This window comes from Streptomyces sp. NPDC005402, from assembly GCF_040606575.1.
Taxonomy (GTDB): Bacteria; Actinomycetota; Actinomycetes; order Streptomycetales; family Streptomycetaceae; genus Streptomyces.
Genome location: NZ_JBEXFB010000002.1, coordinates 150,409 through 175,412 on the forward strand (window position 1 = coordinate 150,409; position 25,004 = coordinate 175,412).

Below are 25,004 nucleotides of genomic sequence, written 5' to 3' on the forward strand. Positions count from 1 at the left end.
GCGCGGGCCGTACGGGGACCTGTCGGGACGGGCTGGGACGGGCTCAGTCCCCGCTCCGCTCCGGACGAGTCGCCCAGGTGATCCCGCCGAGCAGATGGGCCCGGAAGCCGGAGTCCTCGTACGCCTCGGCGGCGTGTCCGAGCGCCGTGTAGAAGACCCGGCCCGCGCCCTGCTCCCGGCACCACACCAGCGGATGGTCGGCGCCCATCCCGCCGCCTTCGTACGAGGACTCGTCGGCGCAGGCCAACACCCGTACAGACCCTCGGGGGTTGGTCCGGAAGTCGTACCACTCGTCGGTGAACTCCCATACGGCGGGCAGGTGTCGGGTGGCCGGGTGCTCGTGGTCCTCGACGCGGACCCTGCCGGGCTGGTAGGCGGGATGCTTGTCGAACCGGGCGCCCAGCAGCTCGCCGTAGTAGGGCCAGGTGTACTCGGTGCAGGCGGCGGCGTGCACCCCGACGAACCCCCCGCCCGACTCCACATAGGAGGCGAGCCGTTCGCGCCCGGCCGGGGTGAGGATCTCTCCGCTGGTGGAGAGGAAGACGACGGCGGCGTACCGGTCGAGGGGCCGCTCCAGGTCCGCCGGGTCCTCGCTCGCGTCCACCTCGAAGTCGCCGAGGGCGCGGACGGCGTCGACGGCGGCCGGGATGGAGTCGTGGCGGTAGGCGGTGGTGCGGGTGTGGACGAGGAGTCGGGGAGCCATGGCCCGAGCCTAGAAGGTGTGTCGCCGTACAGGTGTTCCACCGCGTGGTCCGCGGGCCGTAGCCTCGGCGCGGTGAACGCGATTCCCGCACGGCTGGACCATCTCGTCCTCGCGACCCCGGACCTGGCGGCGACGGTCGCCGACTTCACCCGGCGTACCGGTGTGACCCCCGCCCCCGGCGGGGTGCACGTCGGTCTCGGCACCCGCAACCATCTCGTGTCGCTGGGCGGCACCGCCTATCTGGAGATCATCGGTCCGGACCCGGAGCAGGCGGAGCCGATGGGTCCGCGCCCCTTCGACGTCGACGCGCTCGCCGCCGCCCGCACGGTGACCTGGGCGATCAGCCCGCCCGACCTGGACGCGGCGGTGGCGGCGGCCCGGGCCCGTGGTTACGACCCGGGCGAGATCCGCCCGATGAGCCGCCGCCGCCCCGACGGCACCCTGCTGGAATGGCGCCTCACGGACGGCGACACCCAGCATCCCTCCGGACTGGTCCCCTTCCTCATCGACTGGGGCGCCTCCCCGCACCCCACGGCCGCGGGCCTCCCCACCACTCCCCTGCTGTCCCTGACGGCGACGGCCCCGGCCCCCGACGAGATCCGCCCCCTCCTCGCCACCCTCGATGTCCGCCTCCCCCTCGCCGAGGGCCCGGTGGGGCTCTCCTTCACGGTGGACACCCCGCGGGGGCCGGTGATCTTCGGCTGACGTGTCCGATTCCTTCAAGACCGGGCGCCGAAGGGCTGCCTACGGTGACGGCATGACTCCACGATTCGACGCCATCGGTCTGGTGGCCTCCGACATGGCCGCCTCCGTCGCCTTCTACCGGCGCCTCGGGTTCCCCTTCCCCGAGGGGGCCGAGTCACAGCCGCACGCGGAGGCCGAACTCCCGGGCGGTGTGCGCCTGATGCTCGACACCGAGGACACGATCCGCTCCTTCCACCCCGGCTGGCGAGCTCCGGCCGGCGGCAGCCGCAGCGGGCTCGCGTTGCGCTGCGACAGCCCGGCCGAGGTCGACGCGGTGTACGAGGAGCTGGTGGGCGAGGGTTTCCACGGGGAGCTCAAGCCGTGGAACGCCGACTGGGGCCAGCGGTACGCGTCCCTGCACGACCCCGACGGCAACGGCGTCGACCTGTACGCCCCGCTAGCCGGCCGCGAGTAGCCGTCCGAGCGGGACGCCCGCCAACTCCCGTACGTCCCGGGCGAGATGGGCCTGGTCCGCGAACCCGCTCCGGACCGCCGTCTCCGCGAACGGCACCCCGGCCCCAGCCAGCGCGAGGGCCCGCCGCAGCCGCAGGATCCGGGCCAGCATCTTCGGCCCGTACCCGAACGCCACGAGCGACCTGCGGTGCAACTGCCGTGCGCCGAGGCCGAGTTCGTCAGCGGTCACGGCGACGGGACGGCCCGCGTCGAGAGCGGTGACGAGGGCGTGCAGGACCGGGTCGGCCGGGATCGCACGCTCCAGGGCGATGTCTTCGAGTGCCCTGGCGGGGTCAGGGGCCTCGGCGATTCGGCTCCGCAGCCGCCGTACCTCTGACACCGGCCAGAGATCGGCCAACTCCACCCGTTGGTCCCGCAGTTCATGGGCGGGCACCCCCAGGAAGGCGGGCGCGGAACCGGGAGAGAAGCGCAGGCCGGTCCAGGCGCTCGGGGCGCCCGCGGTGACGTACGCGCGTGTGTCGGGCCCGGCGACGAGCAGCCGGCCCTCGTTCCAGAGCAGGTCCATGCACCCGTCGGGCAGGACACGTCCGGAGCCGTCGCCGGTCCAGATGACGGCACCGGCGAGCCGGGACGGCCGTTCCGTGTACACGTCCCCAGGCTACGGCGGGCCGACCCGCAGCCGGAACTCCTGCGGACTGACGCCGTACCCCCTCTTGAACGCGCTGGACAGTGCGAAGGCGCTCCCGTAGCCCACCTGCCGGGCGATCGCGTCCAGCGTCGTGGTCCCCTCCCGCAACCGGTCCGCCGCCAACGCCAGCCGCCATCCGGTCAGATACGTCATCACCGGCTCCCCCACCAGTTCACCGAACCGCCGGGCGAGCGCCGCCCGCGACACCCCCGCCTTGGCGGCCAGCGAAGCCACCGTCCAGGGATGCGCGGGATCGTCCTGCATCAGCCGCAGCACCCGCCCCACGACGGGGTCCGCCAGCGCCGCGTACCACGCGGGCGGCTCCGCCTCGGGCCGGGAGAACCAGGCCCGCAGCGCCGCGATGACCAGCAGGTCCAGCATCCGGTCCAGGACGACCTCCTGACCCGGCTCGTCGCGGACGATCTCCTCCATGAGCAGGGGGGTCAGCGGGCACTCCCACACGTCGGTGGTCAGCGAGAGCAGCGGCGGCAGCGCGTCCAGGAGCCGGTTGCTGATCTCGCCCTCCATCAGGTACGTCCCGATGAGGATCACGGCCTCGCCGTCGAGCCGGTCGCCCCAGGTGCGTACCCCGAGGTCCATGGAACCGTTCAGGGCCCGCCCGACGGGGTAGCGGCACTCCGCGCCCGGCAGGATGAGCGCCTGCGGGACCGTACCGGGGTCGTCGGCGCAGGTGTAGGGGTCGGGGCCGCGGGCGATGGCGAGGTCGCCGGGGCGCAGCCGGATCCGCTCGCCCGAGTCGGGCAGGATCACGGCTTCCCCACGGACCATCAGCATGACCGTCAACGGCGCCCGGTCCTCCACCCGCACCGCCCACGGCGGGTCGAAACACGCGCGGATCATGAAGGCGCCACGCGCCCGCGGTCCTTCCAGCAGGCCTGCCAGAGCGTCCATACGGCCAGCGTAGACGCGCGCGCATGGGAATGAGCCGTTCAGCGATGGTCCCTTGTCGGGCACGGGAGTTGACTCGACGGCATGACGGAGAACGCGCGGAACATGACGGTGGTGGTGACCGGTGCCTCGGGTCGTACGGGCAGCCGGGTGGCGCGGTCCGCGGAGGCCGCGGGGCTGACGGTGCGGGCGGCCTCGCGGGCGCGGGGGTTCGACTGGCAGGACCGGTCGACGTGGGCGCAGGTGTTGCGGGGCGCGGACGCGGCGTACCTCGTGTACCCCTCGGACATCGGTGCTCCCGGGGCCGCCGAGGCGGTCGGGGCGGTCGCGCGGGAGGCGGTGGGGATGGGCGTACGACGGCTGGTGCTGCTGTCGTCGCGGGGGCAGGACCGGGCACAGGACGCGGAGGAGGCGCTGCACGCGTCGGGCGCCGACTGGACGGTCGTACGCGCCGCGTGGTTCGCGCAGAACTTCAGTGAGGGGCCGCTGGTGGAGGAGCTGCGGCTGAGCGGGGAGCTGGTGTTCCCGGCGGGTGAGGTGCGGGAGCCGTTCGTGGATGTCCGGGACATCGGGGACGTGGTGGTGGCAGCACTGTCGGCGGGCGACCGGTATGTCGGGGAGACGGTCACCGTGTCGGGGCCCCGTCTGCTCACCTTCGGCGAGGCGGTCGCGGAGATCGCCAAGGCGGCGGGGCGTGAGCTGACGTACCGGGCGGTGTCGCCTCAGCAGTACGGGGAGAACCTGCTCGGGTTCGGGGTGCCGGCGGCGGAGGTGGACGCGCTGGTGGAGGCGTTCACGCAGTTGCTGGACGGGCGTAACGCGTATCTGTCGGACGGGGTGCGGCAGGTTCTCGGGCGGGAGGCGCGGGACTTCACGGAGTTCGCGGGGGAGGCGGCGGCCGCGGGGACCTGGAGGGCCTGACCCTGGGCTGCGGCTGGTCGAGGGTGGCGGGGGTGGGTGTCGCTCGCCGGGCCGGCGGAGCTGTACCGATGTGCGGCTCCGCAGGGTGGTCGCCACCGGTCCCCAGCGGCTCGCACCGGCCCGCAGCCGACAACCCGCCCCCTCAGGAACCTTCCGGCTTCTGCGGGGGATGCGTCGTCTTGGCGTGGGCCCGGAAGCGGGACGTCACGTCCTCCGGGGGCAGGAAGCGCGACCACCTCTCCGGGAACTCCGAGGGCATGTCGGGGTCGTCGGGATCGTCGGGGTCGACGTCCCGGCCGGCCGCCGCGCGGGCCACGTACTCCGCGACCTGCGCCTCCCGCAGCCGCTCCTGCGCCGCGCGCGCCGCCGCCGTGGCCGCCGCCGGCCACACCCGGTCGATCGCGGCGTTCATCGCGGCGCCCACCAGGACCGCGAAGGCCGAGACGCCGATCCACAGCAGCACCGCCACCGCCGCGGCGAGCGAGCCGTAGATCGTCGCGCCCTCGATCGTGCTCTGGAGGTAGATCCGGAGCAGGAAGCTCCCCAGCACCCACATCGCCAAAGCCACCAGCGCGCCCGGGACGTCCTCGATCCACGGTGAGCGCACCGGCACCGACACGTGGTAGAGCGTCGTCAGGAAGGCGACGGACAGGATGATCACCACGGGCCAGTACAGGACCTGCACCACCGTCGTCGACCAGGGCACGATCCGCACCACCGCGTCCGGTCCCGCCACCATCAGCGGCAGCGCCACCGAGCCGATCAGCAGGGCCGCGATGAACAGCGCGAACGCCACGAGCCGGGTCTTGACGATGCCGCGGACCCCGTCGAGGCCGTACATGACGGTGATGGTGTCGATGAAGACGTTGACCGCGCGCGACCCGGACCACAGGGCGAACAGGAAGCCGACGGAGATGACGTCGGGGCGGCCGCCCTTCATCACGTCGTCGAGGATCGGCTGTGCGATCTGCCGTACCCCCTTGTCGGACAGGACCGTGCGCGCGGCGTCCAGGATGTTGGCCTCCAGGCTGCTGATGCTGTCGGTGCCGGTCCAGTCGTCGACGTAGCCGAGCAGACCGATGAGGCTGAGCAGCAGCGGCGGCACGGACAGCAGCGAGAAGAACGCGGCCTCGGCGGCGAGTCCCAGGATGCGGTACTCGATGCACGAGTTGACGGTGTCCTTGAGCAGCAGCCAGGCGGTCCTGCGCTTCGAGACGTTCCGGTAGAGAGCGCGGGCCCGGTGGAGCCGGCCGGAGGGTGGTTGAGGGGATTCGCTTGCTGCCTGCACGACCTAAAGGTATCCGCCATGGGAGCGTGCACTCATCCCCGCGTCCCGGTCGGGTGCACGCCCGTGCGGGGAACGCCCGCTCGTGTTCGGTTCCGTCATGGCGCGGAAAACACCGGGCAATCCCGCGGAAACCGTCAAGGAAATCGAACCCCTTTTCTGTCATGAACCCGTTGGCCGGATTTCGCGGACCCGGAAAACGGAATGCCAGATGACATATGCACCACCCATGGGGTGAGTTCCCCGGTGGCGCCACCGAACTGCACGGACGAGTCCTACCGGCAAGGCACGGCCGACCAGCAAGAAACGGCCATTGACTGAAACGTGCTTGACCCGTTCATGAGCGCCTCGAAACAATTCGGATTGCATTCTCAGGGCCCTGACCTTGGCTCGAGTCGGCCACCCCGTCCCCGTCGCGTGGTCACTCCAGGCGCATACCGAACCGCTCCTTCTCTCATTCCATTCCGTGCCTCGCGGCACTTCCTTTTCTTTCGGAACACCGGAACCACGGGTGTCCTTCTTCATGATTTTCCGCTGCGCGGTGAACAGCGGGCAATATTCCGCCGTATCCCACTCTGGAGAATTCATGCCTGCTCCGTACACGCCGAAGCAAGCCGTGCCGCGCATCGTGGGGGTTGATGTGGCACGGGGCATCGCACTGCTCGGAATGTTCTCCGTTCACGTGTTCGGCGCGTTCGACGAGGCAGGATCGCCCACGCCCGCCTGGATGTTCGCGGGCGGCCGTTCCTCGGCGACGTTCGCCGTGACGGCCGGGATCGGTCTGGCCTTCACGACCGGCGGTCGCCGGCCGGCGACCGGGCGGCCCGCGGCCGTAGCGGTGGCGGCGCGAGCCGGTGTCATCGCGCTGATCGGGCTGCTGCTCGGCTTCGCCTCCCGCGCGGCCGACCTGGACGTGGACGTGATCCTGGCGTTCTACGCCCTGCTGTTCCTGATCGCGATCCCGCTGCTGGGCCTCGCCCCGCGGACCCTCGCGGGTCTCTCCCTGGCCCTCGCCGTGGGAGCACCGTTCGCCGTCCATGCGCTGCGAGGTGTACTGCCCCCGCCCGCGTTCGACGGCGATCCCACGCTCCAGGACGTGGTCACCGATCCGCTCGGCCTGGTGTCGGACCTGCTCGTGCACGGCGACTACCCGGTGCTCGCCTGGACCGCCTATCTGTGCGCCGGACTCGCCCTCGGCCGACTGGACCTCACCTCACGCAAGATCGCGCCCCGGCTCCTCGGGGGCGGCCTCGCACTCGTGGCCGGGGTCTGGCTGGTCTCGTCCCTGGTCCTGTTCCGGTTCGGCGGGCTCGGGCACCTGTGGCGAGCGGAGTTCCCGGGCGCCTCCCGCGCCGAGGCCCTGTGGGACAGCCCGGACGGCGAGACCTGGTGGGCGCTGCTCTCCCGCGCGCCGCACGCGACCACGCCCTTCGACATGCTCCTCACCCTGGGCTCGGCGGCGGCGATCCTCGGCGGCGCCCTGCTGCTGACCAGGAGTGCCCCGCTCACGCGGGCGCTCACGCCGCTCGCGGCGGCGGGCAGCATGCCGCTGACCCTGTACGCCGCCCATGTGCTCCTTCTCGCCACCGGCGCGCTTCCCGACTCCCCCGAGCTCCTCTACGCCGTCATGACCCTCGGAGCGCTCCTGTTCGCCCTCTCGTGGCGGCGCGTCGGGCGTGGCCCGCTGGAAACGGTCGTCGCAGGCGCGGCCCGGCGGTGTCGCGAGGCCGTAACACCACCGCGACTCCCGGAACCGGTGAAGGACCCGGTCCGACTTAGCAGGCACACCGAATAGTCCATAAGACCAAAAGTAATGATCTAGGAGCTCAAGTGGTGGTAAATCCCGGCGAGATCACGACAGTCACCCCGGTGGACGGCACCGCCCAGGTCCTCGCCGAGGTGTTGGCCGGGGTCGTGAAATCGGATCAAGTTCCGCTCGACAGCCACTTCTTCGACGATCTGGGCGCCAACTCCCTGGTCATGGCTCAGTTCTGCGCCCGGGTGCGGAAGCGGGACGATCTGCCGCAGGTGTCGATGAGGGACATCTACGGCCACCCGACGATCCGTTCTCTGGCAACCGCCCTGGCCGAGGTCCCGGCCACCGGACCGGCCCCCGCGCTGCCGGCCGAGCCGCCTCCGCCGCCGGGCAGCAGCGCCCGCTACGCGCTGTGCGGGGTCGTGCAGTTCCTCGTCTTCGCCACCTACTGCTTCGCGGCCGGTGTCGCCACCGCCCAGGGGTACTCCTGGATATCCGGCGCCGACGACGTGCTCTCCGTCTATCTGCGCTCGCTGGTCTTCGGCGGCGCCCTGTTCCTCGCCCTGTGCACCCTGCCCGTCGTGGCGAAGTGGGTGCTGGTCGGCCGGTGGAAGGAGACGGAGTTCCCGGTGTGGGGCCTCGCCTACGTCCGCTTCTGGCTCGTCAAGGCGCTGCTGCACGCCAACCCGATGGTCCTGTTCACGGGCAATCCGCTGTACGTCCTCTACCTGCGGGCCCTCGGCGCCCGCATCGGCCCGGGCGTGACGATCCTGTCCCACTCGGTGCCGGTCTGCACCGACCTGCTGACCGTCGGCGCCGGCACGGTGATCCGCAAGGACGCCCTCCTCCTCGGCTACCGGGCGCACGCGGGCCGGATCCGCACCGGCCCCATCACCCTCGGCCAAGGCGTCTTCGTCGGCGAGAAGACCGTCCTCGACATCGGCACCTCGATCGGCGACGGCGGCCAGCTCGGCCACTCCTCCGCGCTGTACGACGGCGCCGCGATCCCCGCCGGCGAGCGCTGGCACGGCTCCCCGGCCCGCCCCACCGACGTCGACCACATCCGTGTCCCCGCGACCCGCTGCACCACCCCGCGCCGGGCCGGCTACGCCCTCGTGGCGCTGCTCCAGACACTGCTGGTGTACGTCCCGCTCGGCATCGGCGGCACCTTCCTGGTGATGGACCTGGTACCGGCGCTGGACCCGCTGCTCGAACCGGATGCGAAGGAACTGGCGTCGGCTGCCTTCTACGCCGAGGCGCTCGCCCTGTCGGTCGCCCTCTTCACCGGCTTCCTGGTCCTCGGCCTCGTCACCGTGACCGTGTTGCCACGGTTGCTGAACCTGACCCTCAGGGCGGACCGGGTCTATCCGCTGTACGGCTTCCACTACTCGGTGCAGCGTGCGATCGCCCGCATCACCAACATCAGGTTCTTCAAGTGGCTGTGCGGCGACAGCTCGTACATCGTCCCCTACCTGCGGTCCATCGGCTACGACCTCTCGCGCGTCGAACAGACCGGCTCGAACTTCGGCACCGAGGTGTCGCACGAGACGCCGTACCTGGCCACCGTCGGCAGCGGCACGATGGTCGCCGACGGGCTGTCGGTCCTCAACGCCGAGTACTCCAGCACCTCGTTCCGGGTCTCGCGGGTCACGATCGGCGGACACAACTTCCTCGGCAACCACATCGCCTATCCGGTCGGCGGCCGCACCGGCGACAACTGCCTGCTCGCCACCAAGGTGCTGATCCCGCTCGACGGCGAACTCCGCGAAGGTGTCGGCCTGTTGGGCTCTCCGCCCTTCGAGATCCCGCGCACGGTGGAGCGCGACACCCGCTTCGACCACTTCCGCCAGGGCGACGAGCTGCGCCGCCGCCTGTCGGCCAAGAACCGGTCCAACGCCCGCACGATGGCCCTGTTCCTGTTCCTGCGCTGGCTGCACTGGTTCCTGCTCACGATCCTCGGCTTCGCGGCCGTCGATCTCCACGGCGGCCGCGGCGTCCTCGGTGGACTGCTGATCGGCGGCTACCTGATGGCCGGCCTCGCGGTCACCGTCGGCTACTGGGCGCTGGTGGAGCGCGTGATCACCCGCTTCCGGCCGCTGCAGCCTCGGCTGTGCTCCATCTACGACCCGTACTTCTGGTGGCACGAGCGGCTGTGGAAGGTGCCCGACCACCATCTGGCCGTGTTCAACGGCACCCCGTTCAAGAGCCTGATCTGGCGGCTGCTCGGCGTGCGGACCGGCCGCCGGGTCTTCGACGACGGCTGCTACATCACCGAGCGGACTCTGGTCGCACTCGGCAGCGACACCACGCTCGGCCACCACTCCAAGGTGCAGGCCCACTCCCAGGAGGACGGCACCTTCAAGTCCGACCACATCGTCATCGGCGACGGCTGCACCCTCGGGGCGGGCGCGCTGGTCCACTACGGCGTCTCGATGGGCGACGGCGCCGTGCTCGGTGCCGACGCCTTCCTGATGAAAGGCGAGGAGATGCCGGCGGGGGCGCACTGGGGCGGGAATCCGGCGGTGGCGCTGCGACGCGCCTGACCCGCCCGAACGAGGAAAACAGGGGGAAGAAAGTCATGCAAACAGCTCCGCACCGCACGCCCGGCTCGATACCGGACGTCATCGAGTACGCGGTCCCGCTGCCCGGCGGCACACCGACCGGCCCCGCCGCGCTGCTCGCGGCCCACACCAAAGTCCTCGCCGCCCTCTCGGGCGAGCCGGAGGGCACTGTCGGCGACGATCTGCGGGTCGCGGCCACCGACGGTGAGCTGCGGCTGCGCTACCGCGCCGGCACCCTGGACACCGAGGCGGCCGCCCGTATCGCCGGCTACCACCTCACCGCGCTCGCCCACCCGGACCGCAAAAGCCTGCTGTCCGAGGACGAACTCCGCTTCCAGCTGGACGAGTTGGCGGGCCCGGTCCGTGAACTCCCGGACCGGCGGGTGCACGAGCTGTTCGAGGAGCGGGTCGAGAAGCACCCGGACGCCGTGGCCGCCGTGCAGGACGAGCGGCGGTGGACGTACGCCGAGCTCAACTCCCGCGCCAACCAGGTCGGTCGGGCACTGCTGACCCACGGCCTGGCGGCCGAGGACGTCGTCGCCGTGGTCATGGAACGGAACCTGGACTGGATGGCGGCCGTGCTGGGCGTGCTCAAGGCGGGCGGGGTGTATCTGCCGATCGAGCCGAACTTCCCGGCCGAGCGGGTCGCGAGGACGCTGTCCCGGGCGGACTGCCGGCTCGTCGTCACCGAGGAGGGCAGCACCGGCTCGCTGTCCGGTACGGCCGCCGAGACGCTGTTCGTGGACGCCGTGTACGCCGGGGGCCACCCGGACGACGACCTCGGCATCCCGGTCTCGGCGGGTCAACTGGCCTACATCTACTTCACGTCCGGCTCCACCGGTGAGCCCAAGGGCGCGATGTGCGAGCACGCCGGCTTCCTCAACCATGTGCTCGCCAAGGTGGAGGACCTGGGGATCGGCGAGGACGACGTGGTCGCGCAGATCGCCCCGCAGTGCTTCGACATCTCCCTGTGGCAGCTGCTCGCCGGGCCGGTCGTCGGGGGGCGGACGCTGATCGTCGGACAGGACACGGTCCTGGACGTGCCGCGGTTCGTGGACACGGTGGTCCGGGGGCGGGTCGACGTGCTCCAGGTCGTGCCGTCGTATCTGGAGGCCGTGCTCGCCGAGTTGGGGCAGCGGCCTCGCGAACTGGCCGACCTGCGCTGTGTGTCGGTCACCGGCGAGGCGGTCAAGCGGGAACTGGTGCAGCGCTGGTTCGCCACCGCGCCCGGCATCCGCCTCGCCAACGCGTACGGGCTGACCGAGACCTCCGACGACACCAACCACGAGGTCATGGACCGGGTGCCGGACGGCGACCGGATCCCGCTCGGGCGGCCGGTGCGCAATGTGCGGGTGTACGTCGTCGACGAGGACCTGGTCCCCGTGCCGCTGGGCGCGCCGGGCGAGATCGTCTTCTCGGGGGTGTGCGTGGGGCGCGGGTACGTCAACGACCCCGAGCGCACCGCGGCCGCGTTCATGGCGGATCCCCACCGGCCCGGGGAGCGGCTGTACCGCAGCGGTGACCTGGGACGCTGGCGGTCCGACGGAAAACTGGAGTTCCTCGGCCGCCGGGACACCCAGGTCAAGATCCGCGGGTTCCGCGTCGAGATCGGCGAGATCGAGAACGCGCTGCTGCGGGTGGACGGGGTACGCGACGGGGCCGTCGTGGTCGTACGGGGTGCCCAGCTCGCCGCGTTCTGCGCCGGGCCCGAGCCGGTGGCCGCGGACACGGTACGGGAACGGCTGGCCGCGTCGCTGCCGTCGTACATGGTCCCGGCCGTCGTGCACTGGCGGCAGCGGCTGCCGCTGACCGCCAACGGCAAGACCGACCGCCGGACGCTCACCGCGCTCGCCGAGGAGCTCGACGCCGGTGCCTCGGGCGAGCCCGTGACGGCCGGCGAGCGGCGGATGGCGGACGCCTGGGCCGAGGTGCTCGGCGTGCCCGCCGACCGGATCGGCCGCCTCGACCACTTCTTCGACCGCGGCGGCAGCTCGCTGTCCGCCGTGCGTCTCGCGATCGCCCTGGACCGGGCGATCACCCTCCAGGACGTCGTCCGCCACCCGGTCCTCGCGGACCTGGCGGGCCTGCTCGACCGGCGCAGCTGAAAGGAATCCCGAGATGTCATCCACGAGTCTCCTCCCCTACCTGGAGCCGGCCCCGGGCAGCCCGCCGCTCCTGCACGCCGAGTCCGCCGGCGACGCGGTGAGCTGGGCCGCCGCGCACCGCGACCCGCTGCGTGCCCTCGTGCTCGACCACGGCTGCGTCCTGGTGCGCGGTCTGGGCCTCACCGACCCCGGGACGAGCGAGGCGGTCTTCCGGCGGCTGACCGACCGGCTGATGCCCGACCGTGAGCCCTTCGCGCCCCGGCGCCGCTACGCGGACGGCGTGTACTCGTCGACCAAGTGGCCGCCGAACCAGCAGATGTGCATGCACCACGAGGTCAGCTACGGCCTGGAGTTCCCGGGCCTGCTGCTGTTCGCCTGCCTTGAGGCACCCGGGTCCGGGGGCGCGACCGCGCTCGCCGACGCGTCGGCGGTGCTGCGTGACCTGCCCCGCGACCTGGTCTCCCGCTTCGAACGGGAGGGCTGGCTGCTGACCCGGGCGTACCACGAGGACATCGGCGCGTCGGTCGAGGAGGCGTTCGGCACGGACGACCGCGCGGCCGTGGAGCGCTACTGCCGCCGGCACGCCATCGAGTGCGCCTGGCAGAGCGACGGCTCCCTGCACACCCGGCAGCGGCGCGGCGCGGTGCTCCGCCACCCGTCGGGCGGCCTGCCCTGCTGGTTCAACCAGATCGCCTTCCTCAACGAGTGGACCATGGAGCCGGAAGTGCACGAATACCTGGTGGAGGTGTACGGCCCCGACGGCCTGCCCTTCAACACCCGCTTCGGCGACGGCGATCCGATCGGCGCGGACGTCGTACGGACGATCAACGAGGTCTACGACGCCCACACCGTGCGGGAACCCTGGCAGGACGGCGACCTCCTGCTCGTCGACAACATCCGTACGGCGCACGGCCGCGAGCCCTTCGAGGGACCGCGCGAGGTGCTGGCCGCGCTCGGCGAACCGGTGCTGCGCGCCGACGGCGAGGTGAGCGGCGTATGAGCACCGTCGGCGCTCCCTCCTTCGCGCTCGTCACCGGCAGGCAGGTCCAACAGACCCTGCACGGACGGGAACCGGAGATCGCGGACCTCGTCGAGACCGTGTACCGGCTGCACGGCGCGGGCGACTCGGTGAACCCCCCGTCGTATTTCCTGAAGTTCCCGGACCGCCCGTCGTCCCGGATCATCGCGCTGCCCGCCTCGCTGGGTGGACCGCTGCGGGTGGACGGTCTGAAGTGGGTGTCCAGTTTCCCGGAGAACATCGAGTCCGGGCTGCCGCGCGCTTCGGCCGTGCTGATCCTCAACGACCCGGACACCGGTTACCCGTTCGCCTGTCTGGAGAGCTCGGTCATCAGCGCCACGCGCACGGCCTCGTCGGCGGCGCTGGCGGCCGGGAGGCTCAGCGCGGGCCGGGTCCGCCCGACCCGGGTCGGCTTCATCGGCACCGGGTTGATCGCCCGGTACATCCACACCCATCTCATCGCCACCGGCTGGGAGTTCGAGGAGACGGGCGTGCACGACCTGTCCGCGGGGAGCGCCGCCGGGTTCCGCGGCTATCTGGAGCGGTCCGGGGCGCCGGGGAAGGTGGCCGTGCACGACTCGGCCGAATCCCTCATCCGCTCCAGTGACCTGGTGGTCTTCGCCACGGTCGCCGGGGCGCCGCACGTCCACGACCCGTCGTGGTTCGGCCATCACCCCCTGGTCCTGCATGTGTCCCTGCGCGATCTCGACCCGGAGATCCTGCTCGCGTCCGCCAACTTCGTCGATGACGTCGAGCACTGCCTCAAGGCCGAGACCTCCCCGCACCTGGCGGAACGGCTCACGGGGAGCAGGGACTTCATCGACGGCACGCTCGACGACGTGCTGACCGGACGGGTGACCGTCCCGACGGACCGGACGGTGGTGTTCTCGCCCTTCGGACTGGGGGTCCTGGACCTCGCCGTCGGCAGGTTCGTCCACGACGAACTGGCCCGGCGCGGCGAACTGCACGTCGTCGACGGGTTCTTCAACGAGCTGCGCCGGTACGGCTGAACGATCAGTGGCGCATGAGGAGGGGGGCGTCATGCCCGTCATATCCGATCCTTCGGAGTTCAACGAGTCCGACCTCTACGTCGACCTGCGGGCGGCGCTGGAGCTACCGCTGTTCCTGAAGTGCGAGGGCTTCAACTTCGCCGGGTCCATCAAGCTGAAGGCGGCCCGCGAGATGGTGAACGCCGCCGAGCGCGACGGCACCCTGCGGCCCGGGTCGATCCTGGTCGAGTCGTCGTCGGGGAACCTGGGGGTGGCCCTGAGCATGATCGCGGCGAGCCGGGGCTACCGGTTCCTGTGCGTGACGGACACCCGGTGCAACGCGGTGACGATCCGGCTGATGGAGGCACTCGGCACCCGGGTGCACATGGTCAGGGAGCCGAACCTGCACGACGGTTACCTGGGCGCCCGGCTCGCCTACGTGCGGGCGCTGTGCGCCTCGGACGAGCGGTACGTGTGGCTGAACCAGTACAGCAACCAGGGGAACTGGCGGGCGCACTACCGCACCACCGCGCCGGACATCGCGCGCCGCTTCCCCGACCTGGACGTCCTGTTCGTGGGGGCCGGCACCACCGGGACCCTGATGGGCTGCGCCCGCTGGTTCTGGCAGTGGCGGCGGCCGGTGCGCATCGTCGCCGTCGACAGCGTCGGCTCGGTCACCTTCGGCGGGCCGCCCGGCGTCCGGATGATCCCGGGGCTCGGCACCAGCGTGCCGCCGCAGCTGCTCGACAGGTCGTACATCGACGACGTGGTGCTCGTCGAGGAACCGGACACGCTCCAGGTCTGCCGACGGCTGGCCGCCCGGGGTTTCCTGTTCGGCGGCTCCACCGGCACGGTCGTCAGCGGTGCCCACCAGTGGCTGTCCGCCCACGGCCGGCGCGGCCTCACCGCGGTGGCGATCGCCCCGGACCTCGGCGAGCGCTACCTCGACACGGTGTACCGCCCCGACTGGCCGCACGGCCTGCCCGAGGCGGACCCCGTTCACCAGACGGCGGAGGTGATGGCCCACCTCGCGTGAGCGCCGAACACCGGACGGCAACCCTGTCGCCCGTCCTCCGCAGGGCGGGCGAAAGGGCGCGGCGCGGTCGGCGGAGGCGGGCGGGCGGTGCCCCGCGGAACAGCGGAGGTTCCACCTGCCGACACCGGCGCCGGCCGGCCGGGGTCGTGGCAGCGTGGGGAATCCACGGCTCGCCCTCCGCGATCACGCCACCCGGCGCCGTGTCCGTGAGGTGACCGCCGCCGTGCGGGGTACTTTCGCAGGCATGGCAGGCACCACGCACACCGTGACCAACCAGCCCCCAGCCCTGATCGGCTACGACGTCTACGGCGCCGACCGCGCGCTCAAGGAGGCCGTCCAGCGGCACCTCGACCCGGCCCTGCTCGACGAGGTCCACGGCGAGCTGGCCGCGCTCGGCCGGGCCTGCGGCTCGGCGCAGGTGCAGGAGTGGGGGCTCCAGGCCAACGAGAACCCGCCCCGGCTGCGCACCCACGACCGCCACGGCCACCGTATCGACGAGGTCGAGTTCCATCCGGCGTGGCACCGGGTGCTCGGCAAGGGCGTCTCGGCGGGCCTGACCGCCGCCTGGGCCCGCCCCGGCGGACACGTACGGCGAGCGGCGGCCTTCCTCCTGTGGACGCAGGTCGACGCGGGCAACTGCTGCCCCCTGTCGATGACCCACGCCGCGGTCCCCGCTCTGCGCACCGACCCGGACCTCGCCGCCGAGTGGGAGCCGCGTCTGACCTCCATGGTCTACGACCGCGAGCTGCGGCCCGCCCACCTCAAGGCCGGTGCGCTGTTCGGGATGGGGATGACGGAGAAGCAGGGCGGCAGCGACGTCCGGGCGAACACGACGTCCGCGCGGCCCCTGCCCGACGGCGAGACCTACGAACTCACCGGCCACAAGTGGTTCTGCTCGGCCCCCATGTCGGACGGTTTCCTGGTCCTCGCCCAGGCGCCGGGCGGACTCACCTGCTTCCTCGTCCCCCGCGTCCTGGAGGACGGCACCCGCAACACGTTTCTCCTCCAGCGGCTCAAGGACAAACTCGGCAACCGCTCCAACGCCTCCGCGGAGGTCGAGTTCGACCTGACGTGGGCCCGCCGCGTCGGCGACGAGGGGCGCGGGGTCCGCACCATCATCGAGATGGTCGCGGCGACCCGGCTCGACTGCGTCCTCGGCTCGGCGGGCCTGATGCGCCAGGCCGTCGCCCAGGCGATCCACCACTGCACCCACCGCGAGGCCTTCGGCGGCAAGCTCGTCGACAAACCGCTGATGCGCAACGTCCTGGCCGACCTCGCCCTGGAGTCCGAGGCCGCGACCACCCTCGCCCTGCGCCTGGCCGCCGCCTACGACACGGACGACGAGCAGGAGCGGGCCTTCCTCAGGATCGCGGTGCCGGCGGCCAAGTACTGGATCACCAAGCGCTGCACCCCGCTGACGGTGGAGGCCGCCGAATGCCTGGGCGGCAACGGCTACGTGGAGGAGTCGGGCCTGCCCCGCCTGGTCCGCGAGTCACCGCTGAACTCCGTCTGGGAGGGCGCGGGCAACATCCAGGCCCTGGACGTCTTGAGGGTCCTCCAGCGAGAACCCCAGGCTCTGAACGCCTACCTCCTGGAGATCGGCGTGACCCGGGGCGCCGACCACCGCCTGGCCGCGGCGACCAAGAGCCTCTTCACCGAACTGGCCGATCTGGAGGGCATCGAGGGCCGGGCCCGGCACCTGACGGAACGCCTCGCGCTCGTCCTGCAAGGCTCCCTGCTCGTCCGCCACGCCCCCGCGGAGGTCGCCGACGCCTTCTGCGCGTCCCGCCTGGGCGGCGACAGCGGTTCGGCCTTCGGCACGCTGCCCACGACCCTGGACCTCGCGTCGGTCGTGGAGCGGGCCCGGCCCGTGGAGTGAGCTTCAGGACAGGAGAACGGGGGTGGTGCTGCGCCGACACGGCACCACCCCCGTTGCGGCCCTCGGAGGCCGAAACACGCCGCTGCGAGACGGCGTTCGCCCAAGTTTCAAACAAGTCGGAGCCCACCACCAGGGTTGCAGGGGGTTGCAACTTCCTGGTGTCTGTCGGCGGAGTGTGTTCCTCCGCGAGCCGCGACCGGCACTATGAGACTTACAGTCAACGGATCCGGGACCGGGAGGACCTGTGCCGCTCTTGCCGACGCATGTGACCCACCTAGCCACCGTGGACACGGCACGTGCAGCCCGGGTACTGAACGACATCCGCTCCGCCACCCTGTCCGGCCGCCGCGCGCCCCTCGCCCCGCGCCCCGTGATCGAGGAGTCCTGGAGCCGGATGCTGCGCGGCGGCGTCGACCCGGACCACGACTTCCGGTCAGGTCTGCTGCCCGCCGAGGAGGTGCAGCGGCGCCGGGAGGGCACCCAGCTGAGGCATGTCCTGCCGGTGCTCAGGGAGGGACTGCTGTCGGTCGCCGACATCGCCCACCACATCATGGTGGTCGCCGACGACGACGGCCGCGTGCTGTGGCGGGAGGGCAGCTCCCCCGTGCTGCGCAAGGCCGACGGCACCGGCTTCGAACTCGGCGCCGACTGGCGGGAGGACGTCGTCGGCACGAACGGCATCGGCACGCCGGTGGTGGTGCGCCGCCCCGTCCAGGTCTTCGCCTCCGAGCACTTCGTGCGCTCCCAGACCTCCTGGACCTGCACCGGCGCCCCCATCAAGGACCCGCGCGACGGCCGGCTGATCGGCGTGGTCGACGTGAGCGGCCCCCTGGACACCATGCACCCGGCGACGCTCTCCTGGGTCGACTCGGTGGCCAAGCTCGCCGAGTCCCGGCTGCGCGAGATGCATCTGACCTCGCTGGAGCAACTGCGGGCCGTGGCGGCGCCGGTGCTCGCCCGGCTCACCGGCCGGGCGCTGGTGGTGGACCGGGACGGCTGGACGGCGGCGGTGACCGGAATGCCGTATCCCAACCGGATCGCGCTGCCCAAGTCGCTCTCTCCGGGACGCCGATGGCTGCCGGCGCTCGGTCTGTGCACCCTGGAACCGCTGGCGGGCGGCTGGTTGATCCGCGCCTCCGACGAGCCGGAGCCGCAGGGCGCCATCCGGATCGTGCTGGACCTCGCGCAGCCGCGCCGCTGGACGGTGACGGTGTCGGGCGGCGCGGGCACCTGGAGTCACGAACTGAGCCCCCGGCACGCCGAGTTGCTCTACCTGCTGGCCCTGCACCGCTCGGGCCGCAGCGCGGCGGGCCTGGCGCAGGACATGTTCGGCGATCCGGGCCGCACGGTGACCGTGCGTGCGGAGATGTCCCGGGTACGGCGCTATCTCGGGGCGTTCCTGGAACACCGGCCGTATCGTTTCTGCGAGGGCGCCGAGGTCGAGGTGCTGCTGCCGGGCAACCCGGGCGACCTGCTGCCGCACTCGACGGCTCCGGCCGTACTGGGGGCCCGCGCTTCCACCGAGACCGGGTGAAAACCCTCGCTCATGGTGCATCTTCCGCATAATTGCGGCGTCTTCGTCCCCGGCGGTGCCTTACTGCCGTAGCATCCCTCTACGGGCCACCCCACCTGCTCCTCGGTCAACGTACGGATCATCAGGCGCAGTTGGCCCGCCTCGGGAGGACGGTATGAAGCAACGTGGCAGACACCGCAGGCGCAAGCGGGGCCAAGCGCTGCGCGCCTTCCTGGCCGGGACCGCCCTCGCGCTGACCGCCGCCGCCACCATGATCAGCGCCTCGCAGGCCACGGTGGCCGCCAATCCCGGGACGCTGAAACCGCTGACCTCGGCCGCCGAGACCGCTCCGCTGCGCCTCAAGGAGTCCCCGGTTCCGAAGAGTGCCCTCGACCGGCTCTCCTCCGGGATGGGGCGCCCGGTCGGTGTCTCCGCCGTCCTCGACTCCGCCGACCGGCCCCTGCGCGACGCGATCGACTGCACGTCCGGTGAGCGCGCGGCACTGCCCGTGGAGCCGACGGCCACCGCCGCCTACTGCTGGGACGCCGCCGACACCCGCGCCTGGCGGGCCGGGGCGGTCACCACCTCCGGGGACGCCGACGACGACGGCAGGTGGGGCACCCACCGCGTGATCCTCTCCGCGTGGAGCCGCACCGGCACCGCGGCGGACGGCGGGGGCCTGGCCCGGGTCGCCTTCGTCGACGCCGACGACCTGAACCAGCTCACCTACTCCTGGGTCCTCCTCGCCGTCCCGGTCGACGGCGGACGCGACTTCCGCGGCCTCGTCTCACAGGTCTCCGGAATGGTCTGGTACCAGAACAAGCTGCTGGTCACCGCGAGTGGCGACGGCGGCGACGCGCTGTACGTCTACGACATGAACCGCGTCCAGCGGGCCACCGTCGACAGCAGCACGGTGGGCAGGGTCCGCGGCGGCTGGTCGGCGCACGGCGCCCAGTGGGTCCTGCCCGCCGTCGGCTCCTACCGCCTGACCGACCAGGCGGGCGCCACCCGCCCCGACTACCTCTCCCTGGACCGCAGCACCGCGCCCGACAGCCTGGTCGCGAGCGAGTGGATCTCCGGTGAGGGCGACACGGGCGCCCGCGTGTGGCGCTACGACTTCAGCGGCGACCCCGGCCGCTCCGGTCTCCTGGCCACCGACGCCGACGGCTACGCGCGCGTGGCCGAGGCCTACGTCACCAAGGCCTCCGGCTCCGGCCCCGTCCTGTCGCACGACTCCCAGTGGTACCTGGGCCGGGCGGCCGGGGCGGAGGGCGACCACGGCACCCTGTGGCGCCAGAACTCCTCGAACCCCGCGAAGGCCACCCGCTGCGGCACGGACGAGACCCGCAGCTGCTGGAGCGGGGAGTCGGAGTCCCTGTCGTACTGGGAACAGACGGGCGACGTGTGGTCCCAGTCGGGCCGGGTGCTGTTCGCGCTGCCGCTGGCCTCCATCGACAGATCTCTGGGATAGATGATTCCCTGACCGGCATGCCGAACATCGCCGTGACCACCTGGTCCCTGGAACAGACCGCCCCCACCGACCTCCTCCCGGCCGAACCCCCGGAGGGCGACGTGCACATCCGCCGCGCGGAAGTCCCCTCCCCCGAGTTCAGCCGCTTCCTCTACGCCTCGGTGGGCGGCGACATCCTCTGGACCGACCGGCTCTCCTGGACGTACGCGCGCTGGCGGGAGCACCTGGAGCGGCCGGGCGTGGAGACCTGGGTGGCGTACGAACAGGGCACGCCCGCCGGATACGTCGAGCTGGAGCCCCAGGACGACGGTGTCGTGGAGATCGTCTACTTCGGCCTGATCCCCGCCTTCCGCGGCAGGCGGATCGGCGGTCACCTCCTCTCCTACGGCACCGCCCGCGCCTGGGACCTCGCGGACCGCTGGCCGGGGCTGACGGACACCAAGCGGGTCTGGCTGCACACCTGCTCCAAGGACGGCGAGCACGCCATGGCCAACTACCAGCGCCGTGGCTTCCAGCTCTTCGACACCAAGGTCGATGAGGAGGCCGACGTGTCCGCACCCGGCCCCTGGCCTGGGGCGTACCCGGCCTGACCTGCGGGAACAAGAGGTCCCGCGAGCTTTGTGACCAACGACACCCTGGTCTCGCCTGTCGAGACATGAATGTCCACATGCTGGATATTGCTGGACTGTGTCCAGATCGCCGTGACACGCTTCCGTCATGTCTGGAACTGGAATTGCCTTGGTGAGTCGGCGGCACGTCGATCTCGGCCGCATGTCCAGCGCCATCTGTCCGGTGCGCTGACGAGCCGCAGCGTCTCCCGACACATCTTCTCGTTCTCCTTCCTGCGCAATGACGCGCACGTACACCCATGCGCCCGTACCCGCAGGTAAGAGCCGCTTCCCGCCTGTCCCGAAGGACGTACAACGATGGCCGCCACCCCGCAGAACCCTGCCTCCGCAGCGCCCCGCCGCAAGGTGAGCCGTCACCGCGGTGAGGGTCAGTGGGCCGCGGGGCACCACACCCCGCTGAACGGCAACGAGCAGTTCAAGAAGGACGACGACGGTCTCAATGTGCGGACACGCATTGAGACGATCTACTCCAAGCGGGGCTTCGACTCGATCGACCCCAACGACCTGCGCGGCCGGATGCGCTGGTGGGGGCTGTACACCCAGCGCAAGCCCGGGATCGACGGCGGCAAGACCGCGATCCTGGAGCCGGAGGAGCTGGACGACAAGTACTTCATGCTGCGGGTGCGGATCGACGGCGGGCGCCTCACCACCCAGCAGCTGCGGGTCATCGGCGAGATCTCCGAGGAGTTCGCGCGCGGCAGCGCCGACGTCACCGACCGGCAGAACATCCAGCTGCACTGGATCCGCATCGAGGACGTGCCGGAGATCTGGAACCGCCTGGAGGCGGTCGGCCTCTCCACCACCGAGGCCTGCGGTGACTGCCCGCGCGTCGTCATCGGCTCGCCGGTCGCCGGCATCGCCGAGGACGAGATCATCGACGGCTCCTGGGCCATCGACGAGATCCACGAGCGGTACATCGGCAGCCACGAGTTCTCCAACCTGCCCCGCAAGTTCAAGACGGCGATCTCCGGCTCCCCGCTGCTCGACGTGGTGCACGAGATCAACGACATCGCGTTCGTCGGTGTCGAGCACCCCGAGCACGGCCCCGGCTTCGACCTGTGGGTCGGCGGCGGCCTGTCCACCAACCCGAAGCTCGGTGTCCGGCTCGGCGCCTGGGTGCCGCTGGACGAGGTGCCCGAGGTGTGGGCCGGTGTGGTGGGCATCTTCCGCGACTGGGGCTACCGCCGCCTGCGCACCCGCGCCCGTCTGAAGTTCCTCGTCGCCGACTGGGGCCCGGAGAAGTTCCGCCAGGTCCTGGAGGACGACTACCTCAAGCGCAAGCTGGTCGACGGCCCCGCGCCCGCCGAGCCCTCGGGCCGCTGGCGCGACCACGTCGGCGTGCACCGGCAGAAGGACGGCCTCTTCTACGTCGGCTTCGCCCCGCGCGTCGGCCGCGTCGACGGAGCCACGCTCACGAAGATCGCCGAGGTCGCGGAGGCGCACGGCTCGGGCCGGGTCAGGACCACCGTCGAACAGAAGATGATCATCCTCGATGTCGAGGAGGCTCAGGTCCAACCGCTCGTCGAGGCCCTGGAGGCGCTCGACCTCACCGCCAAGCCCTCCCCGTTCCGGCGCGGCACCATGGCCTGCACCGGCATCGAGTACTGCAAGCTCGCCATCGTCGAGACCAAGCAGCGCGGCTCCCAGCTGATCGACGAACTCGAGCGCCGCATCCCGGACTTCGACGAGCCGCTCACCATCAACCTCAACGGCTGCCCGAACGCCTGCGCCCGTATCCAGGTGGCGGACATCGGTCTCAAGGGCCAGCTGGTCCTCAACGACCGGGGCGAGCAGGTCGAGGGCTACCAGGTGCACCTGGGTGGCGCGCTCGGCCTGGAGGCCGGGTTCGGCCGCAAGGTGCGTGGCCTGAAGGTCACCTCCGAGGAGCTGCCCGACTACGTCGAGCGGGTCCTGAAGCGGTTCCAGGCCGAGCGCGAGGACGGCGAGCGCTTCGCCGCCTGGGCCTCGCGTGCCGCCGAGGAGGCCCTCTCATGAGCGAGCGGGCCGCCCCCTTCTACTGCCCCTACTGCGGCGACGAGGACCTCCGTCCCAGCGAAGCCCTGGAAGGCGCCCACGGCGCCTGGGAATGCGCGGCGTGCAACCGCGCATTCCAGTTGAAGTTCCTCGGGCTCCTCGCCCGGGGTCTTCAGCCCACCGACGCAGGGGGAGATCAGATATGACCGCGATTCAGGAAGAGCGCACAACCGACGATCTCAAGGCGCTCGCCGAGCAGGCGGGCCGTGATCTGGAGGACGCCTCCGCGCTGGAGATCCTCCAGTGGGCGGTCGACACCTTCGGCAAGCGCTTCTGCGTGACCTCGTCGATGGAGGACGCGGTGGTCTCCCACCTCGCCTCCCGGGTCCTCAAGGGCGTTGACGTCGTCTTCCTCGACACGGGCTACCACTTCGAGGAGACCATCGGCACCCGCGACGCGGTCGAGGCCGTGATGGACGTCAACGTCATCACGCTGTCGCCGACGCGGACGGTCGCCGAGCAGGACGCGGAGTTCGGCCCGAAGCTGCACGACCGCGACCCCGACCTGTGCTGCAGGATGCGCAAGGTCGAGCCGCTGGAGCGGGGCCTTGCGAACTACGTGGCCTGGGCGACCGGGCTGCGCCGCGACGAGTCCCCGACCCGGGCGAACACCCCGGTCGTCGGCTGGGACGAGAAGCGGCAGAAGGTCAAGATCTCCCCGATCGCCCGCTGGACCCAGGACGACGTGGACGCGTACGTCGCGGAGCACGGCGTGCTGACCAACCCGCTGCTGATGGACGGCTACGCGTCCGTCGGCTGCGCCCCCTGCACCCGCCGTGTCCTGGAGGGCGAGGACGCACGCGCCGGCCGCTGGGCCGGGCGCGGCAAGACCGAGTGCGGGCTGCACGGATGACGACATCTACCAAGGAGTTGCACGTGACGACCGGAGCCACCGTCTGGCTCACGGGTCTGCCGAGTGCCGGCAAGACCACCATCGCGTACGAGCTGGCCGGCCGGCTGCGCGAGGAGGGCCACCTCGTCGAGGTGCTCGACGGCGACGAGATCCGCGAGTTCATCTCCGCGGGCCTCGGCTTCAGCCGCGAGGACCGGCACACCAACGTGCAGCGCATCGGCTTCCTCGCCGAACTGCTCGCCCGCAACGGCGTCAAGGCGCTGGTCCCGGTCATCGCGCCCTACGCCGACAGCCGCGAGGCCGTCCGCAAGCGGCACCAGGAGAGCGGTGCCGCGTACCTGGAGATCCATGTGGCGACCCCGGTCGAGGTGTGCTCCGTACGCGATGTGAAGGGCCTGTACGCCAAGCAGGCCGCGGGTGAACTGTCCGGGCTGACCGGGGTCGACGACCCGTACGAGGAGCCCGAGACGCCCGATCTGCGGATCGAGTCGCAGAACCAGACCGTCCAGGAGTCCGCGGCCGCGGTCCACGCGCTGCTCACCGAGAGGGGACTGGCATGACGACGACTGTTGCCAAGGTGGAGGGGGACACGGAGGCTCCGTACGCCCTGTCCCACCTGGACGCCCTCGAGTCCGAGGCCGTGCACATCTTCCGTGAGGTGGCGGGTGAGTTCGAGCGGCCGGTGATCCTGTTCTCCGGCGGCAAGGATTCCATCGTCATGCTGCATCTGGCGCTGAAGGCGTTCGCTCCGGCGGCGGTTCCCTTCTCGCTGCTGCACGTGGACACGGGACACAACTTCCCCGAGGTGCTTGAGTACCGCGACCGTGTGGTCGCCGCACATGGGCTGCGCCTCCATGTGGCATCCGTACAGGACTACATCGACCGCGGTGTACTCAAGGAGCGTACGGACGGGACGCGTAACCCCCTTCAGACCCTGCCGCTGACGGAGAAGATCCAGGCGGAGAAGTTCGACGCGGTCTTCGGCGGTGGCCGCCGGGACGAGGAGAAGGCCCGCGCCAAGGAGCGGGTGTTCTCGCTGCGTGACGAGTTCTCGCAGTGGGACCCGCGCCGCCAGCGCCCCGAGCTGTGGAACCTGTACAACGGCCGCCACGCGCCCGGTGAGCACGTCCGGGTCTTCCCGCTGTCCAACTGGACCGAGCTGGACGTCTGGCAGTACATCGCCCGTGAGGGCATCGAGCTGCCCGAGATCTACTTCGCGCACGAGCGTGAGGTGTTCTCGCGCAGTGGCATGTGGCTGACGGCCGGTGAGTGGGGCGGGCCCAAGGACGGCGAGACCATCGAGAAGCGCCTGGTGCGCTACCGCACGGTCGGTGACATGTCCTGCACGGGTGCCGTGGACTCCGACGCGGTGACGCTGGAGCAGGTCATCACGGAGATCGCGGCTTCCCGGCTGACCGAGCGGGGTGCCACCCGCGCCGACGACAAGATGTCCGAGGCCGCGATGGAAGACCGCAAGCGCGAGGGGTACTTCTAAG

At 71.3% G+C, this 25,004-nt stretch carries 23 protein-coding genes; 19 read left to right on the top strand and 4 right to left on the bottom strand.

Going from position 1 to position 25,004, the window contains the following annotated elements:
* Positions 1 to 43 precede the first annotated feature (43 nt).
* A complete protein-coding gene (locus ABZT02_RS03840) occupies positions 44 to 703 on the bottom strand; it encodes a ThuA domain-containing protein (RefSeq protein ID WP_356013912.1) in 660 nt (219 codons plus the stop codon).
* A gap of 72 nt (positions 704 to 775) precedes the next feature.
* On the opposite strand from ABZT02_RS03840, the gene ABZT02_RS03845 reads away from it, so the two are divergent.
* A complete protein-coding gene (locus tag ABZT02_RS03845) occupies positions 776 to 1,408 on the top strand; it encodes a VOC family protein (protein ID WP_356013914.1) in 633 nt (210 codons plus the stop codon).
* A gap of 52 nt (positions 1,409 to 1,460) precedes the next feature.
* A complete protein-coding gene (locus tag ABZT02_RS03850; protein ID WP_356013916.1) occupies positions 1,461 to 1,862 on the top strand; it encodes a VOC family protein in 402 nt (133 codons plus the stop codon).
* Here the strand turns inward: ABZT02_RS03850 and ABZT02_RS03855 are convergent.
* Positions 1,845 to 2,510: a helix-turn-helix domain-containing protein gene (locus tag ABZT02_RS03855; RefSeq protein ID WP_356013918.1), complete on the bottom strand. Its 666-nt coding sequence runs from the start codon at positions 2,508 to 2,510 to the stop codon at positions 1,845 to 1,847. The two genes, ABZT02_RS03850 and ABZT02_RS03855, sit on opposite strands and share 18 nt — an antisense overlap.
* A 9-nt stretch (positions 2,511 to 2,519) precedes the next feature.
* Entirely contained in the window at positions 2,520 to 3,461 is a 942-nt protein-coding gene (locus ABZT02_RS03860) for an AraC family transcriptional regulator (protein WP_356013920.1), read from the bottom strand.
* Between the two features lie 81 nt (positions 3,462 to 3,542).
* Between ABZT02_RS03860 and ABZT02_RS03865 the strand changes: the two genes are divergently transcribed.
* Entirely contained in the window at positions 3,543 to 4,379 is an 837-nt protein-coding gene (locus tag ABZT02_RS03865) for an NmrA family NAD(P)-binding protein (RefSeq protein ID WP_356013922.1), read from the top strand.
* A 142-nt stretch (positions 4,380 to 4,521) separates the two neighbouring features.
* Here the strand turns inward: ABZT02_RS03865 and ABZT02_RS03870 are convergent, their stop codons facing one another.
* Positions 4,522 to 5,667, bottom strand: a complete 1,146-nt coding sequence (locus ABZT02_RS03870; RefSeq protein ID WP_356013924.1) for a YihY/virulence factor BrkB family protein — start codon at positions 5,665 to 5,667, stop codon at positions 4,522 to 4,524.
* Between the two features lie 583 nt (positions 5,668 to 6,250).
* Between ABZT02_RS03870 and ABZT02_RS03875 the strand changes: the two genes are divergently transcribed.
* The 16 genes from ABZT02_RS03875 to cysD all read left to right on the top strand — a co-directional run bounded on the left by ABZT02_RS03875 (position 6,251) and on the right by cysD (position 25,003).
* Complete coding sequence (locus tag ABZT02_RS03875; protein WP_356013926.1) at positions 6,251 to 7,459, top strand: heparan-alpha-glucosaminide N-acetyltransferase domain-containing protein; 1,209 nt, start codon at positions 6,251 to 6,253, stop codon at positions 7,457 to 7,459.
* A 35-nt stretch (positions 7,460 to 7,494) separates the two neighbouring features.
* Complete coding sequence (locus ABZT02_RS03880; RefSeq protein WP_356013928.1) at positions 7,495 to 9,963, top strand: Pls/PosA family non-ribosomal peptide synthetase; 2,469 nt, start codon at positions 7,495 to 7,497, stop codon at positions 9,961 to 9,963.
* 35 nt (positions 9,964 to 9,998) lie between these two features.
* Complete coding sequence (locus ABZT02_RS03885) at positions 9,999 to 12,086, top strand: non-ribosomal peptide synthetase (RefSeq protein WP_356013930.1); 2,088 nt, start codon at positions 9,999 to 10,001, stop codon at positions 12,084 to 12,086.
* A gap of 13 nt (positions 12,087 to 12,099) precedes the next feature.
* A complete protein-coding gene (locus ABZT02_RS03890; RefSeq protein WP_356013932.1) occupies positions 12,100 to 13,086 on the top strand; it encodes a TauD/TfdA family dioxygenase in 987 nt (328 codons plus the stop codon).
* A complete protein-coding gene (gene sbnB, locus ABZT02_RS03895) occupies positions 13,083 to 14,114 on the top strand; it encodes a 2,3-diaminopropionate biosynthesis protein SbnB (protein WP_356013933.1) in 1,032 nt (343 codons plus the stop codon). The genes ABZT02_RS03890 and sbnB overlap by 4 nt, the downstream gene beginning before the upstream one ends.
* Before the next feature lie 31 nt (positions 14,115 to 14,145).
* Positions 14,146 to 15,129, top strand: coding sequence for a 2,3-diaminopropionate biosynthesis protein SbnA (sbnA, locus tag ABZT02_RS03900; protein WP_356013934.1), 984 nt, complete (start codon positions 14,146 to 14,148; stop codon positions 15,127 to 15,129).
* A 244-nt stretch (positions 15,130 to 15,373) separates the two neighbouring features.
* Positions 15,374 to 17,008 carry an acyl-CoA dehydrogenase family protein gene (locus tag ABZT02_RS03905; RefSeq protein ID WP_356013936.1) on the top strand — a complete coding sequence of 545 codons (1,635 nt, stop codon included), beginning with the start codon at positions 15,374 to 15,376 and terminating at the stop codon, positions 17,006 to 17,008.
* 244 nt (positions 17,009 to 17,252) lie between these two features.
* On the top strand, positions 17,253 to 18,542 hold the full coding sequence (locus tag ABZT02_RS03910) for a GAF domain-containing protein (protein WP_356013937.1): 1,290 nt from the start codon (positions 17,253 to 17,255) through the stop codon (positions 18,540 to 18,542).
* A 154-nt stretch (positions 18,543 to 18,696) separates the two neighbouring features.
* The gene (locus ABZT02_RS03915) at positions 18,697 to 19,992 is read left to right on the top strand and encodes a hypothetical protein (protein WP_356013938.1); all 1,296 of its coding nucleotides are present in this window, start codon (positions 18,697 to 18,699) and stop codon (positions 19,990 to 19,992) included.
* A gap of 17 nt (positions 19,993 to 20,009) precedes the next feature.
* Complete coding sequence (locus ABZT02_RS03920; RefSeq protein WP_356013939.1) at positions 20,010 to 20,582, top strand: GNAT family N-acetyltransferase; 573 nt, start codon at positions 20,010 to 20,012, stop codon at positions 20,580 to 20,582.
* Between the two features lie 127 nt (positions 20,583 to 20,709).
* Complete coding sequence (locus ABZT02_RS03925) at positions 20,710 to 20,793, top strand: putative leader peptide (RefSeq protein WP_349817346.1); 84 nt, start codon at positions 20,710 to 20,712, stop codon at positions 20,791 to 20,793.
* A gap of 125 nt (positions 20,794 to 20,918) precedes the next feature.
* On the top strand, positions 20,919 to 22,616 hold the full coding sequence (locus ABZT02_RS03930) for a nitrite/sulfite reductase (protein WP_356013941.1): 1,698 nt from the start codon (positions 20,919 to 20,921) through the stop codon (positions 22,614 to 22,616).
* On the top strand, positions 22,613 to 22,801 hold the full coding sequence (locus ABZT02_RS03935; RefSeq protein WP_356013943.1) for a hypothetical protein: 189 nt from the start codon (positions 22,613 to 22,615) through the stop codon (positions 22,799 to 22,801). The genes ABZT02_RS03930 and ABZT02_RS03935 overlap by 4 nt, the downstream gene beginning before the upstream one ends.
* Positions 22,798 to 23,508 carry a phosphoadenylyl-sulfate reductase gene (locus ABZT02_RS03940; RefSeq protein WP_356013945.1) on the top strand — a complete coding sequence of 237 codons (711 nt, stop codon included), beginning with the start codon at positions 22,798 to 22,800 and terminating at the stop codon, positions 23,506 to 23,508. Before ABZT02_RS03935 ends, ABZT02_RS03940 begins: the two co-directional genes overlap by 4 nt.
* Positions 23,505 to 24,068 carry an adenylyl-sulfate kinase gene (cysC, locus tag ABZT02_RS03945; protein WP_356013947.1) on the top strand — a complete coding sequence of 188 codons (564 nt, stop codon included), beginning with the start codon at positions 23,505 to 23,507 and terminating at the stop codon, positions 24,066 to 24,068. Before ABZT02_RS03940 ends, cysC begins: the two co-directional genes overlap by 4 nt.
* Positions 24,065 to 25,003 (top strand): sulfate adenylyltransferase subunit CysD, encoded by a 939-nt coding sequence (gene cysD / locus ABZT02_RS03950; RefSeq protein WP_356013948.1) that lies wholly within the window; start codon positions 24,065 to 24,067, stop codon positions 25,001 to 25,003. Before cysC ends, cysD begins: the two co-directional genes overlap by 4 nt.
* Position 25,004: the final 1 nt, after the last annotated feature.

Coding starts and splice junctions, on each gene's coding strand:
- ABZT02_RS03925 (WP_349817346.1), top strand. CDS start 20,710: ATGTCTGGAACTGGAATTGCCTTGGTGAGTCGGCGGCACGTCGATCTC.
- cysC (WP_356013947.1), top strand. CDS start 23,505: ATGACGACATCTACCAAGGAGTTGCACGTGACGACCGGAGCCACCGTC.
- ABZT02_RS03885 (WP_356013930.1), top strand. CDS start 9,999: ATGCAAACAGCTCCGCACCGCACGCCCGGCTCGATACCGGACGTCATC.
- ABZT02_RS03850 (WP_356013916.1), top strand. CDS start 1,461: ATGACTCCACGATTCGACGCCATCGGTCTGGTGGCCTCCGACATGGCC.
- ABZT02_RS03920 (WP_356013939.1), top strand. CDS start 20,010: ATGCCGAACATCGCCGTGACCACCTGGTCCCTGGAACAGACCGCCCCC.
- ABZT02_RS03930 (WP_356013941.1), top strand. CDS start 20,919: ATGGCCGCCACCCCGCAGAACCCTGCCTCCGCAGCGCCCCGCCGCAAG.
- sbnB (WP_356013933.1), top strand. CDS start 13,083: ATGAGCACCGTCGGCGCTCCCTCCTTCGCGCTCGTCACCGGCAGGCAG.
- cysD (WP_356013948.1), top strand. CDS start 24,065: ATGACGACGACTGTTGCCAAGGTGGAGGGGGACACGGAGGCTCCGTAC.
- ABZT02_RS03875 (WP_356013926.1), top strand. CDS start 6,251: ATGCCTGCTCCGTACACGCCGAAGCAAGCCGTGCCGCGCATCGTGGGG.
- ABZT02_RS03840 (WP_356013912.1), bottom strand. CDS start 703: ATGGCTCCCCGACTCCTCGTCCACACCCGCACCACCGCCTACCGCCAC.
- ABZT02_RS03905 (WP_356013936.1), top strand. CDS start 15,374: ATGGCAGGCACCACGCACACCGTGACCAACCAGCCCCCAGCCCTGATC.
- ABZT02_RS03890 (WP_356013932.1), top strand. CDS start 12,100: ATGTCATCCACGAGTCTCCTCCCCTACCTGGAGCCGGCCCCGGGCAGC.
- ABZT02_RS03935 (WP_356013943.1), top strand. CDS start 22,613: ATGAGCGAGCGGGCCGCCCCCTTCTACTGCCCCTACTGCGGCGACGAG.
- ABZT02_RS03860 (WP_356013920.1), bottom strand. CDS start 3,461: ATGGACGCTCTGGCAGGCCTGCTGGAAGGACCGCGGGCGCGTGGCGCC.
- ABZT02_RS03915 (WP_356013938.1), top strand. CDS start 18,697: ATGAAGCAACGTGGCAGACACCGCAGGCGCAAGCGGGGCCAAGCGCTG.
- sbnA (WP_356013934.1), top strand. CDS start 14,146: ATGCCCGTCATATCCGATCCTTCGGAGTTCAACGAGTCCGACCTCTAC.
- ABZT02_RS03940 (WP_356013945.1), top strand. CDS start 22,798: ATGACCGCGATTCAGGAAGAGCGCACAACCGACGATCTCAAGGCGCTC.
- ABZT02_RS03865 (WP_356013922.1), top strand. CDS start 3,543: ATGACGGAGAACGCGCGGAACATGACGGTGGTGGTGACCGGTGCCTCG.